Source organism: Entomomonas sp. E7T21 (assembly GCF_058693955.1).
The window spans coordinates 814258-827744 of record NZ_CP191672.1 but is presented as its reverse complement, the minus strand read 5'-3'; the positions used below and the strand labels follow the sequence as shown (position 1 = coordinate 827744).

At 37.0% G+C, this 13487-nt stretch carries 11 protein-coding genes; 9 read left to right on the top strand and 2 right to left on the bottom strand.

Annotated elements, in window-relative coordinates; all coding sequences use genetic code 11:
* Positions 1–50: 50 nt before the first annotated feature.
* The 9 genes from ACQVD9_RS03995 (at position 51) to ACQVD9_RS03955 (ending at position 12033) form a co-directional block, all read left to right on the top strand.
* Positions 51–812: an RDD family protein gene (locus tag ACQVD9_RS03995; RefSeq protein ID WP_264747576.1), complete on the top strand. Its 762-nt coding sequence runs from the start codon at positions 51–53 to the stop codon at positions 810–812.
* A complete protein-coding gene (locus ACQVD9_RS03990) occupies positions 809–1804 on the top strand; it encodes a stage II sporulation protein M (RefSeq protein WP_264747575.1) in 996 nt (331 codons plus the stop codon). The genes ACQVD9_RS03995 and ACQVD9_RS03990 overlap by 4 nt, the downstream gene beginning before the upstream one ends.
* A complete protein-coding gene (locus tag ACQVD9_RS03985) occupies positions 1791–3341 on the top strand; it encodes a DUF4129 domain-containing protein (protein WP_264747574.1) in 1551 nt (516 codons plus the stop codon). Before ACQVD9_RS03990 ends, ACQVD9_RS03985 begins: the two co-directional genes overlap by 14 nt.
* Entirely contained in the window at positions 3325–4491 is a 1167-nt protein-coding gene (locus tag ACQVD9_RS03980) for a DUF4350 domain-containing protein (RefSeq protein ID WP_264747573.1), read from the top strand. Before ACQVD9_RS03985 ends, ACQVD9_RS03980 begins: the two co-directional genes overlap by 17 nt.
* Positions 4488–5504: an AAA family ATPase gene (locus ACQVD9_RS03975; RefSeq protein ID WP_264747572.1), complete on the top strand. Its 1017-nt coding sequence runs from the start codon at positions 4488–4490 to the stop codon at positions 5502–5504. The genes ACQVD9_RS03980 and ACQVD9_RS03975 overlap by 4 nt, the downstream gene beginning before the upstream one ends.
* An 8-nt stretch (positions 5505–5512) precedes the next feature.
* Entirely contained in the window at positions 5513–6868 is a 1356-nt protein-coding gene (locus tag ACQVD9_RS03970) for a DUF58 domain-containing protein (protein ID WP_264747571.1), read from the top strand.
* Between the two features lie 150 nt (positions 6869–7018).
* Positions 7019–9052 carry an LTA synthase family protein gene (locus tag ACQVD9_RS03965; protein ID WP_264747848.1) on the top strand — a complete coding sequence of 678 codons (2034 nt, stop codon included), beginning with the start codon at positions 7019–7021 and terminating at the stop codon, positions 9050–9052.
* Between the two features lie 147 nt (positions 9053–9199).
* Positions 9200–11395: a YgiQ family radical SAM protein gene (locus tag ACQVD9_RS03960; RefSeq protein WP_413774180.1), complete on the top strand. Its 2196-nt coding sequence runs from the start codon at positions 9200–9202 to the stop codon at positions 11393–11395.
* Between the two features lie 125 nt (positions 11396–11520).
* Positions 11521–12033 (top strand): disulfide bond formation protein B, encoded by a 513-nt coding sequence (locus tag ACQVD9_RS03955; RefSeq protein WP_264747570.1) that lies wholly within the window; start codon positions 11521–11523, stop codon positions 12031–12033.
* Between the two features lie 30 nt (positions 12034–12063).
* Here the strand turns inward: ACQVD9_RS03955 and ACQVD9_RS03950 are convergent, their stop codons facing one another.
* Both ACQVD9_RS03950 and ACQVD9_RS03945 read right to left on the bottom strand, forming a co-directional pair.
* Entirely contained in the window at positions 12064–12285 is a 222-nt protein-coding gene (locus ACQVD9_RS03950) for a hypothetical protein (protein ID WP_264747569.1), read from the bottom strand.
* 23 nt (positions 12286–12308) lie between these two features.
* Positions 12309–13457, bottom strand: a complete 1149-nt coding sequence (locus ACQVD9_RS03945; protein WP_264747568.1) for a multifunctional CCA addition/repair protein — start codon at positions 13455–13457, stop codon at positions 12309–12311.
* Positions 13458–13487: the final 30 nt, after the last annotated feature.

Genomic DNA, 13487 nt, shown 5'->3' with positions numbered 1-13487 from the left:
AATATTTCAGTTACCATGATGACTTATTGTATAAGGGATTTTGTATTAGCATGAACCACAAATTAGCTAAATTAGATACACTTTATAAGATAGAAACACCTGAAGGTATTAATTTAGTTTTTCGTCCTGCCAGTCCAATGATACGCTCATTAGCGCTATTTATAGATGTTATTTTTCAATTCATCATCTTTGGTATTTTTGCTGCTATCGTCTTTTTTTTAATAATACTGTTTGGCTTTGACAGCATGAGCATTATCAATTACGTAGGTGGCTTATTCCTTATTCTGACCTTTATTATGGTGTGGTGGTACTTTGTATTATTAGAAGTATTAAACAAAGGGCAATCACTGGGTAAACGTTTTTGTAATATTCGTGTTATTCACGATGATGGCACACCGATTGGTTGGACAGCCTCATTACTTAGAAACTTATTAAGGGCTGTTGATCTATTACCTTCTTTTAGTTACGCTGTTGCCCTTATTGTTGGTCTAACTAACAAAGAATTTAAACGATTAGGCGATTTAGCAGCAGGTACATTAGTGGTTTATAATGAAGAATACCTTACACCGCAACCATTACCTGATATTATTGCCACACCTTGCCCATTTCCTCTTACCCAAGAAGAACAACAAATCATTATAGCTTATGCAGAAAGACGCCAAACACTATCAACTGAGCGTCGTCAAGAACTTGCCAATATATTAAGTGATCACTTCGAGCTTAAAGATGAGCAAATGGAACATAAGCTATACCAAATTGCACAATACCTTATTGGTGCACAAGAATCTTCTCATTTAAGGAGAGAGTCTTGAGACAGCATACCTTTGAAAACCATTATCGACAAACATGGCTCGACTTCGCTAGTCAGCTTGATCGTCTAGAAACAGGTAATAAAAAACTACTAGCTGTTTCGCGACAACAGGATATTAATTTTCCAGAAATTTATCAAAATATCTGTCAACATCTTGCTATTGCAGAATCAAGATACTATAGTCCAGCACTTATAAGTTATTTACAACAGCTTGTACAAAGAGGCCATCGGATTCTTTATCAACATCGTAGTAATTTTTGGCTACGTATTATTCAATTTATTGTTCATGATTTTCCAAACTGTATCAGACAAGAAAAAAACCTTATTCTTGGTGCAACTGCTTTATTTTATGGTTCTGCGCTATTAAGTGCCTTAATTACTTTCTATTTCCCCGATTTTATCTATTTTTTCATGTCAACCTCTGACATTTATGACCTAGAAAGTATGTATGACCCTGCCTCTCATGTGATAAGACCACTGGTTAGAGAGGGCGATCAAAATTGGTTTATGTTTGCTTACTATATTAATAATAATATTAGTATTGCGTTTGTTACCTTTGCAGGAGGGATCGTTTTTTGCTTAGGGACTTTATATTACCTCTTAATAAACGGCATTATTATTGGTATTGTAGCCACTCATCTTAGTGTTAATGGCTATGGTGAAACTTTCTGGCCATTTGTTATTGGACATGGCTCATTTGAGTTAACAGCCATTGTTATTGCTGCCGCTGCTGGTTTAAAACTTGGTTTAGCAATACTTGCTCCACAGCGTAAAACCAGATTAGAGGCATTACGTTATGCGGCTAAAACTGCTATAAATCTAGTAATTGGCGCATTTATCATGTTGATTATTGCTGCTTTTATTGAAGCCTATTGGTCATCCATGAACAGCGCTTCAAATCTTAGATTTGCTATAGGTATCTTACTATGGATAGCTGTTATCAGTTATTTCCTGTTTACTGGAAAAACAAGGCAAAGCAATGAAACTAACTGATACTACCATTGAAATACGTCCTCGTAGCGCTTGGGAATCAATTGATCTTGGTATATTACTGGCTCGTCGTCATGGTTTACTGTTAATAACCTCTTGGGCGATAGTAACATTGCCTATCTTTTGTTTATTAACTATTATTTTTTGGCAAGCCCCTGTTATTACTATTGAAGCATGGGAAATCCCTCTACTACCTATTGTTGTTTTTTGGTGGTTAAAACCTATTTTTGATCGAATCCCTTTATATATTTTATCCAATGCTGTTTTTGGGCAAGTACCCACACTCAGTGAAACATTAAAATTCTGGTTAAAAAGCTTAAAAAACAACACCATTGCCGACCTAACAATACGCCGTCTTAATCTAGCAAGAAGTTTTGAACTACCTGTTAGCCAACTAGAAATGTTTAAGGGTAAAGCAAGAAGGCAACGCTTAAGAAACCTAAATTTAGGCAATAACAAAGCAAAACTTCTAACTTTATTGTTCATTAATATTGAAGGGATATTACTTACTACCTTATTAACAGTGATTTTTATGATAAGTAGTAGTACACCAAGCATTGTACCTGTCTCAGAATACTCTAGTGAAATTGCGTTAATAGAACAACTACCCCTTTGGAAGATACATGTTTATTTCTTTCTTTATGCACTGGTATTGCTTATAACAGAACCAATCTATGTTGCTTGTGGTTTTTGTTTATATTTAAACCGTCGAGTTCGTATGGATGCATGGGATATCGAATTATCTTTTAGACGTCTTAGTAATCGTTTAACACAGACACTCCCCATTATATTCATTATGGGCTGCTTAGTATTAATAGGTGGATACCCTACTCACTTGCAAGCTGAATCATTAACTAATCAACAAACAACAAGTACACAACAGCAACGCGATACAGATAAAAAACAAATAGAACAGATTTTAAAATCACCTCCCTTTTTTGAACAAGAAGAACAAACAAGACTGCGCTGGATTAATGATCCAACCTCATCAACAGAACCCTCTGCCAAAGATTCTTCATCATTTAATTGGCTAGGATGGCTATCATTGGATTTTTTTAAAGTTGTTATCTGGGCATTTGTTATTTTCGCTGTACTTCTGGTTCTTTGGCTATTCGCTAAACATCTTTCTATCACTAAGAGATATCAAAAAGTTGTCACACCTCCTGAACAGTTATTTGGCTTAGCTATTACTCCAGAAAGTTTACCAACTAATATTGTTGAAGAATTTGAACATTACTGGCAACAAGGACAAACACGTCAAGCACTCAGTTTGCTATACCGTGCTTTATTGAGCCACCTAGCTCATCAATATCAAATTCCGCTAAAAAGCTCTCACACAGAAGGGGAAATAGTTACCTTAACAAAACAGACACAAATATCTGCTGTAACAGACTTTACCCAAAACCTAACTGACCAATGGTTACTGATGGCCTATGGGCATTACCCTATTCAGCCAGAACAAAAACAAATATTAATCACTGGTTGGCAAGCATTAATGCAATTAAACAACAAGGAGGCAGTCCATGAGAAGAATCTCTAATGGAATGATACTGCTACTTGTTATCTTCTTTATTTTATTAATAGCAGTTATTGGCTATATTTATAATAATACTGAAAGTTATAAGACAATCATCACTAAACCTGAGCCTTATAAAGTAAAAACTAATCCTTACCTTGCTGCTGAATACTTTTTAAAAGAGCATAAACAAAAAGTTACTAGCAGAAGACATCTTAATTTTTTTGATAAATTGCCTACTAGTAAGCAAACAGTCTTGTTATTGGGAGAACATAATCATTTAACACCATCCCAAAACAAAAAAATTCTTGATTGGGTGGGTAATGGTGGGCAACTCATTGTTGAAATTAGCCATAACAGAGATTATAGAAAAAATACTTATACTGATGCATTACTTAACGACTTAGGCATTGAACTAGATATAGCAAAAATTGATGACCCCAAAAAAGAATTACTCACTACACTTTATATTGAAAATGAAACAACACCTATTACGCTAAATTTTCTTCCTCGTTATACGTTAATTGATTCATATGATAAAGCCTCTCTTTGGGCTAATGATGCCAATGATAATACTCACATCCTGCAACTTCCTTATCACAAAGGAAGAATTACTGTTATTTCAGATGCTAACTTATGGAAAAATAAATCTATTGATCAGAAAGATCATGCATGGTTATTACGTTATTTAACAACAGGTAATGATGTTGTTCTGGTTTATAACTCGTTCTCACAAACACAAATAGATCACCCTAATGCTTTTGTTAATTTCTTTAAGCATTTTCCCTATACTTTACTCGCACTTATCTTATTGATTATTGCTGTGCTATGGTATAAAGGAATGCGCTCAGGCCCTCTTGAAGCTATATTCAGTAGAAACCGTCGCCGTTTACCTGAACAACTATCAGCACAAGCCAACTTTTTATATAAAAAAATGGGAGCAACACAACTTATTGCTGTTCTACAGCAAGATATTAACTACCTTGCTAAAAAGCGTCATCCTCGTTTTGACGACCTCCCCATTGATCAACAATACCATTTACTTAGTAAGTTAACACAACATCCCATAGCAACAATCTCCAATGTCATGGGAATAACAGATCAACACAAACTCTCAAAACTTGAATTTATTAAAATGGTTACTGCCCTTCAAGCAATCAGGAATACACTATGACAGACATGACGAAATACCAGAATCCTGCAACAGCAGCCACACCACAACCTGATAGCAATTTACAAAATGCTCACACCTTTGTACAAAATCTACGCCAGGAGCTACAAAGAGCTATTGTTGGTCAGGCTGATATTATTGATCAAACTATTGTTGTGTTACTAGCTAATGGCCATGTATTACTAGAAGGTGTACCAGGGCTAGGCAAAACTTTATTAGTGCGTGCCTTAGCACAATGTTTTAATGGTCAATTCGCACGTATTCAATTCACTCCAGATTTAATGCCTAGTGATGTAACAGGCCACGCCATTTACGACATAAAAACAGAGCAATTTAAACTACGCAAAGGGCCTATTTTTACTAATTTGTTGTTAGCTGACGAAATAAACCGTGCCCCTGCCAAAACACAATCAGCATTACTAGAGGTGATGCAAGAACGACAAGCGACATTAGAAGGTGAGTCATTACCTGTGCCACAACCGTTTATGGTACTCGCCACCCAAAACCCAATTGAGCAAGAGGGTACCTATCCACTGCCAGAAGCTCAACTTGACCGTTTTATGTTTAAAATAAATATCGACTACCCTGCACATAATGAAGAGTCGCAACTGGTAAAACAAGTTACTCAATCAGCTCAAGCGGATATGTTAGAAGTAACCCCTTTACAACAACTAGTACAGCCTAAAGATATTTTAGCGCTACAGCAAATTACTAAAAATATCCCCGTCGATGAACAAATCATTGATTATGCAGTACGCTTAGTTAGAGCAACTCGAGACCACCACAATTTAGCCATTGGCGCTGGCCCACGTGCTTCTATCGCTTTGATTCAAGCAGGTAAGGCAAGAGCCCTAATAAGAGGTGGTCAGTTCGTTATTCCTGATGACATCAAAGTTTGTGTATTACCCACTTTACGTCATCGCATAAAACTGAGTGCTGCTATGGAAATTGAAGGAGCAACAATAGATCAAGTCCTTAACCAAATTATTGATCAAGTTGCAGCCCCTAGACTGTGAGTAAAGCGATGCCAACAACTAGCCGTTACTTATTAAAGCCTGCTAAACCACTGATTATTACTTTAGCTACCTTTTTGGCTATTATAGCCCTATTAGAAAGTTTAAAAGCTATGGATATTAGTGTACCTAGCAACTTCTATCAAGTATGGCTAATCGCTTTATTAGTGTTTATATTTTTTATATTAGTTGATATAGCTAGTTTAAAAAAAGTAACTACGCCCACTCTAGAAAGGCAACTACCTCCTTACCTATCATTAAATCGTTGGCAAGAAGTTAGTTTACTTATTAGTAATCAACAAGATAATGATTTATCGTTAATAGTTTACGACTATTCACCAGAAGCCATAGACTTTAAACAACTACCTCACACCTTAGAACTACCTGCTAATGGTAAATACTTATTAAAATACAGTATTAAACCACTGCAACGTGGTCATTTTTTCTGGGAAAGCTGTGAACTCACCGTTACCAGTCAATGGCGATTATGGCAACAACGTCGCATTATACCTGTTGCTAATGACAGCCATGTTTACCCTGATTTTACAAGGCTGTTTGACTCCAATATTACAACCATTGAGCAATGGATTTACTATTTAGGTGTACGGCCAAAACCTAGACGTGGTTTAGGACAAGACTTCCATCAACTACGTGATTTTAGAGAAGGTGATACATTACGCCAAATAGACTGGAAAGCAACTGCGCGCAAAAAAACGCCTATTGCCAAAGAATATCAAGATGAACGTGATCAACATATTATCTTCTTGCTTGATTGCGGGCAACGTATGCGTTTGCAAGATGATCAGCTTTCACATTTTGATCATGCCCTAAACGCTTCCTTACTACTTAGCTATGTAGCCCTACGACAAGGTGATGCAGTAGGTCTTGCTACCTTTGGTGCCGATAATGAATTATTTATCAAACCAGCTAAAGGTAATTTGCAACTGAATACACTGTTAAAGGCCGTCTACGATATAAAATGTACACAGACTCCTGCTGACTACAATACCGCTGTACAAAAACTACTTAGTAAAACCCAACGTCGTGCCTTGGTAATTGTTATTACCAACCTACGCTATTCAGAAAATGCAGAAACCATTGCTGCTTTTAAACAACTTAGTCGTTACCATAGAGTATTGATAGCGAGTATGCGTGAAGAAATTCGTGACGAAATTTCACAACAGCCCATTAATGATTTTGATGAAGCATTAACTTATTGTGGTAATATTCATCAACTACTTAACCGTAACCAATTACATGACAAATTAATTGCTTACCAACTGCCTATTTTAGATGTCATTCCCAAGCACTTTGGACCGCAACTGGTTAGCCACTATTTATCTTTAAAGCGTTCTGGAGCACTTTAATTTTTATTATCAGGAACTTACTACTATCGTCCAGTTCTAATGTCTGATCAAATAAATTTACAATTAAACAATTTTTTTTGACATTTTTTTGACATTTGTCTTTGTATTATATTGCCCAATCTCACATTTAACTAAAAGTTTATAACCATGATGAAACAAAACAAATCACTTGGTACACCTAGTGCGCTACAGCAGTTAGGATTTTTTGCACTATCCGCACTAGTATTAATGATAGTTTATAGCTTATTACGCTATGCGTTATTTCAATACAATTACGAATTAGTAGGTGATACACCTACTGCTACCTTTGTAGAAGCGTTTATTAATGGCTTACGTTTTGATGGCAAAATGGTAGCTTTTATGATAATCCCTATAGGTCTTACCTTCCTTTGCAGACCACTCATGGGGTGGCGTCTTATACAACGCTTATGGCTTACTATAGCGGCCTGTATAGCTATCTTTTTAGGTGTTTTAGAGCTAGATTTCTACCATGAGTTTCATCAACGTTTAAATAGCCTAGTTTTCCAATATATTCGCGAAGATCCTAAAACTGTACTCAGCATGATTTGGTATGGCTACCCTGTTGTTAAGTATATGCTTGCTTGGGCTATTATCACGGCTGTTATTTGGTTTATCTTTAAATTAATTGATCGTATTACCCGTTCAGAAAATAGCAAAAAATATCCTTTCTATGTGCAACTAATTATTTTTATTATCTGTGCAGCGCTTATTGCATTAGTTGCTCGTGGCACTTTACGTCAAGGCTCGCCATTACGCTGGGGTGATGCTTATACAACAGACTCTCCATTTGCAAACCAATTAGGTTTAAACGGCACATTATCATTAATTGATGCTGCTCGTAATGTGAGTAATCGTAGCACTGTTTGGAAAGCAACTATGCCTCCAGAAGAAGCTCAACAAATTGTTCGTTCTATGTTATTAACACCTAATGATCATTTGGTAGAGGCCGATAAAGCAGTTATCCGTCGCGATTACCAACCAAATGCTGAAAAAACATTACCTATTAAAAATGTTGTGGTTATTTTAATGGAAAGTTTTGCTGGTCGTTATGTGGGGGCTTTAGGTGATCCAAACCATATAACTCCTAACTTTGATAAGTTAGCCCAAGAAGGCTTATTATTCACCCAGTTTTTCTCAAATGGTACTCATACCCACCAAGGCATGTTTGCCACAATGGCTTGTTTCCCTAACTTGCCTGCCTTTGAAACACTGATGCAAGAACCTGAGGGTAATAATAAATTCTCTGGCTTACCACAACTACTCTCCATTCGTGATATGAATGATGTTTACGTTTACAATGGTGATTTTGCGTGGGATAACCAAAGTGGTTTCTTTAGTAACCAAGGCATGACCACCTTTATTGGTCGTAATGACTTTGTAAACCCTGTTTTCTCAGACCCAACATGGGGAGTATCTGACCAAGATATGTTTACCCGTGGTAATGAAGAGTTAGATAAACTAGCCAAACAAGGTAAACCTTTCTATGCATTACTACAAAGCTTATCTAACCACACGCCTTATGCATTACCAAAAGACTTACCTGTTCAACCAGTAACTGACCAAGGTTCACAAAATGAGCATTTAACCGCAATGCGTTATTCTGATTGGGCTTTAGGGCAATTCTTTGAAAAAGCTAAACAGTCACCTTATTACAAAGATACATTGTTTGTCATTGTAGGCGATCATGGCTTTGGCAGCCCTATGCAATTAACTGATATGGATATGTTCCGCTTCAATGTTCCCTTATTATTAATTGCCCCAGGTATTCAAGAGAAGTTTGGTAAAACAGATACTACAGTAGGTACACAAGTAGATATTGTGCCTACTATTATGGGGCGCTTAGGGGGTGATGTGCGTCATCAATGTTGGGGACGTGACTTACTAAATCTTCCTGCGGGAGATAAAGGTTTTGGTATTATTAAACCATCAGGTAGTGATCAAACAGTGGCTATCATCAAAGGTAATGAAATACTGATTCGTCCTAGTGAAATGCAACCGAAACTTTATCACTATCAATTAGGCGCTAATCCATCAGCTACTTTATTAGATAACCAGCAACAATTAAACAGTTTAAAACCTGAACTAGAAGCCTATATCCAAATGGCTACTCAGAGCTTATTAGACAATACTGCTGGTGCTGAAGCCGCTCAAAGCGATAAATAATATCAATCTATTAACTCCACTAACCTTATTGTTAGTGGAGTTATTTCACTGTTTCATTTACAATTCCTCTTTGAAAAATACCGTTATTACTCACTGAACATGCTATAGTAATAACCTTTATAGTTAGCCTGTTTATCTTATATTCTAATGCGCACACCTACTCCACTTTTTGATTATCCTAAATATTGGGCCGAATGCTTTGGCATTGCACCTTATCTACCCATGAGCCGTGAAGAGATGGATCAGCTTGGCTGGGACTCGTGCGATGTTGTACTTGTCACAGGTGATGCTTATGTTGATCATCCCTCTTTTGGCATGGCAATTATTGGCAGGTTATTAGAAGGACAAGGCTTTCGAGTAGGTATCATCTCCCAACCTGATTGGCACTCCAAAGATGACTTTATGAGATTAGGTAAACCTAATCTATTTTATGGAGTAGCCGCTGGCAATATGGATTCGATGATTAATCGCTACACAGCAGATCGTCGTATTCGTTCCGATGATGCTTATACAGCAGGCGGAGAAGCAGGCAAAAGGCCTGATCGTGCTAGCTTAGTATATAGTCAGCGTTGTAAAGAAGCCTACAAAGATGTACCTGTTATTCTTGGTGGAATTGAAGCTTCATTACGTCGTATTGCTCACTATGACTATTGGCAAGACAATGTACGTCGTTCAATATTAGTTGATGCTACTGCTGATTTAGTGGTTTATGGCAATGCTGAGCGGGCTACTTGTGAAATAGCACAACGTTTCTCTCGTGGCGAGACCGTTGATAGCATGACAGATATTAGAGGCACCGCATTTATTCGACGCCATACCCCTGAAGGCTGGTTTGAAATAGATTCAACCCGTATTGATCGCCCTGGTAAAGTTGACAAAATCATTAATCCCTATGTGTGTACTAATGATTTAGAAGAATGTGCTATTGAACAGCAAAAAGGCCAAAATACAGCAACAGATACTGAGCAAACTCAAGCAATAACTATCCTACCTAACCCTACACTTACTAGAGATAAAACGGTTATTCGCTTACCTTCTTTTGAAAAAGTACGTAATGACCCTGTATTATATGCTCACGCCAATCGTATACTGCATTTAGAAACCAATCCAGGTAATGCTAGGGCATTGGTTCAAAAACATGACAATATGGATGTATGGATTAATCCACCGCCTATTCCATTAACCACCCCAGAGATGGACTATGTATTTGGTCTACCCTATGCAAGATTACCTCACCCTGCTTATAACGGTGCAAAAATACCTGCTTATGAGATGATTCGTTTCTCAGTTAATATCATGCGTGGTTGTTTTGGTGGTTGTACCTTTTGTTCAATTACAGAACATGAAGGACGGATTATTCAAAATCGCTCAGAAGAGTCTATTCTTCAAGAAATTAAAGAAATTCGTGATAAAGTGCCAGGCTTTACAGGGGTTATTTCTGACCTAGGTGGTCCTACAGCTAATATGTATCGTTTAGCCTGTAAAAGTCGTGAAATTGAGGCGGCTTGTCGTAAACCATCCTGTGTTTATCCAGGCATTTGTGGCAATCTTAATACTGACCACTCAGCTCTGATTCAACTGTATCGTCACGCCCGCGAACTGAAAGGCATTAAAAAAATTCTAATTGCCTCAGGTTTACGCTATGACCTCGCTATAACATCACCTGAATATGTCAAAGAATTAGTGACACATCATGTGGGTGGCTACTTAAAGATTGCACCTGAACATACTGAGCAAGGCCCTTTAAGTAAGATGATGAAGCCGGGTATAGGTATTTATGATACATTTAAAGAAATGTTTGATAAGTACAGTAAAGAAGCCAATAAGGAACAATACCTTATTCCCTATTTTATTGCGGCTCATCCAGGGACTACTGATGAAGACATGATGAACCTCGCCCTTTGGTTAAAAAGTCGTGGTTTTAGAGCCGATCAGGTACAAGCTTTCTATCCATCACCAATGGCTACAGCTACAGCCATGTACTACTCAGGGAAAGACCCTTTGCATAAAGTGACCTATAAAAGTGATAAAGTATTTGTCACTAAAAGTGAAGAACAGCGTCGTCTACATAAAGCTTTCTTACGTTATCATGACCCTAATAATTGGCCGACGTTAAGAGAAGCTTTACAACGTATGGGACGTAATGACTTAATCGGTGATGGAACACATCAGCTTATTCCAACCCATCAACCGAAAACTGCTGGTTATCAAAGCCCTAGACGTAAAAACTCAACCCCTGCTCGTGGTAATACAGCTAAACAACCTATATTAACGCAACATACAGGGCTACCTCCCCGTCAACATGGATTAAAAACAACTAAGAAATCACCTAAAAGAAAATAATTAGGCGTTAATAGAAACAGATCACAAAAAACTCACTTAGCTAGTGAGTTAAATTAGTTAAATGTTATACTGCTGAAATTGTATTATTTTAATCAATAATCACTGTTAAAAAGGGCATTATCCCTATGAAATCATTACTAAACTCTCGTTTTATTTTCTTTATGATTTTCCTAGCTTGTGCAGCTAGTCTAGGCTATGCCTTTTATTTGGAATATGTTCATCACATGGAGCCTTGTGTACTTTGTTGGGTACAACGTGCACTATTTGCTGGAGCTGGTATTATTTGCTTTATTGGTTTTATCCATAATCCACAAGGTGTTGGCCGTCGTATTTATGCTTTCCTTGGATTAATATTCTCAATACTTGGAATTGTTGCAGCAGGCCGTCAAATATGGCTTAAATTTAACCCAGATAACTCTGGTTGCCTACCGACTACTATTGAAAGTATTTTTGAAGATAACCCATTTTTTGGAGCCATTTTAAAAGCATTTGAAGGAACCCCAGAATGTGGTTTATTTCAAGGTGATGTATTAGGTATTGAGTTGCCTTATTGGGGCATTATGTTATTCAGTGCTATTACTATTGTGCTTATCTTTCAATTAGTTAGAAGCAACCCTGTACGAATGATATTTAACTAATCAATATAAGCGTTAATTATATAATATTAATTAACGCTTATTTTTGTTATGGCTAAATAAAACTGTTGGTTCTTTTACTTTTTTCCAAAATAAATCAGAGAATGCAGGCGTTAGAATCACTGTTAACAATGTTAATAGCATTCTTTTAACAGTTCCCATATCTCCCCAATTCATATATAAATAAATTACTAACACTAACCATATTGTAAAAATAGGAATAGCGATCAGATAATGTTGTATCTTTTCTGCCAAAATAATCATCCCTTATATAATAACTACAAGTAATCCTCTTTTATTTGCGCTATTACGGCCAATCGCTGCTGTGTTAATGCCTTTCCTAAAGCGGCTCCCTGTAATCCTTTAGCAATTAAAGGCTGTGGTTTTACAGCACGTACCGCCTCTGCTATTTCATTCAAAAATAGGCCAGGTAGATATTCTGCTTTATAATCAAGCTGTCCTGTCACTTTGGCTAATAATACACAAACTTGTAATAACAATAATAAACGTTCAGGGCGACGTAAAATATCTGTTCGTTGTAATAGATTTAATAACTCATCAGTCGATTGAGTTAAACTTTGCTGGCAAATAACTAAGTATTGCCCCGTTAATAGAGCCAAATCACTACAATCATTAGGTACTTTAAAACGTTCATTAATCGCTTTAATACTATTTATCTTTCCTGCTAAAGCTAAGGGAATCATTAAACACGCCCAACGTACTACTAATGGTTGTTGCTCAATAGCAGCTTGTTTTAATACCCTTTCCACTAAAGGTAAATCTAATAACTCGGGTAGTAATACAGATAATGCTTTACATCTTTGCAGTACTTGTAAAAAAACCTCTGGACTGGGCTCCATTAATGCACGAGAAAATTCTTTCCATACTCGTTCAGCAGTTAGTTCATCCAATTCGCCACTAGCACTCAATATTGTCATTAATGCTAAGGTTTCATCTGCAATAGTAAAACCTAAAGAGGCATAACGCGCAGCAAACCGTGCGACTCTTAATACCCTTAATGGATCCTCAACAAATGCTGCTGAAACATGGCGCAACACTCTGTTATCAATATCTTGCTGACCATGATAGGGATCATATAAATTGCCTGACTCATCTTCTGCAATAGCATTAATAGTTAAATCTCTTCTTGCTAAATCTTGCTCTAAGGTAACTGCTGGATCAGTGAAAAAAGTAAAACCACCATAGCCTTTGCCACTTTTTCGCTCAGTACGTGCTAACGCATACTCCTCACCTGTTTTAGGATGAAGAAACACAGGAAAATCAGCACCCACAGGTTGATACCCTTGCGCTAGCATATCTTCAGCAGTAGCCCCCACCACCACCCAATCAGTATCCATAACAGGTTGATCTAACAACCTATCACGAACTGCACCGCCTACTTTATAAACAACAACTTTACCTTTCACTTTTATCCTTAACAGAGAATACTTTTAATA

Excerpts from the sequence above, each read along its gene's own strand:
- ACQVD9_RS03995 (WP_264747576.1), top strand. The coding sequence starts at position 51 with ATGAACCACAAATTAGCTAAATTAGATACACTTTATAAGATAGAAACA.
- ACQVD9_RS03985 (WP_264747574.1), top strand. The coding sequence starts at position 1,791 with ATGAAACTAACTGATACTACCATTGAAATACGTCCTCGTAGCGCTTGG.
- ACQVD9_RS03980 (WP_264747573.1), top strand. The coding sequence starts at position 3,325 with ATGAGAAGAATCTCTAATGGAATGATACTGCTACTTGTTATCTTCTTT.
- ACQVD9_RS03975 (WP_264747572.1), top strand. The coding sequence starts at position 4,488 with ATGACAGACATGACGAAATACCAGAATCCTGCAACAGCAGCCACACCA.
- ACQVD9_RS03970 (WP_264747571.1), top strand. The coding sequence starts at position 5,513 with ATGCCAACAACTAGCCGTTACTTATTAAAGCCTGCTAAACCACTGATT.
- ACQVD9_RS03965 (WP_264747848.1), top strand. The coding sequence starts at position 7,019 with ATGAAACAAAACAAATCACTTGGTACACCTAGTGCGCTACAGCAGTTA.
- ACQVD9_RS03960 (WP_413774180.1), top strand. The coding sequence starts at position 9,200 with ATGCGCACACCTACTCCACTTTTTGATTATCCTAAATATTGGGCCGAA.
- ACQVD9_RS03955 (WP_264747570.1), top strand. The coding sequence starts at position 11,521 with ATGAAATCATTACTAAACTCTCGTTTTATTTTCTTTATGATTTTCCTA.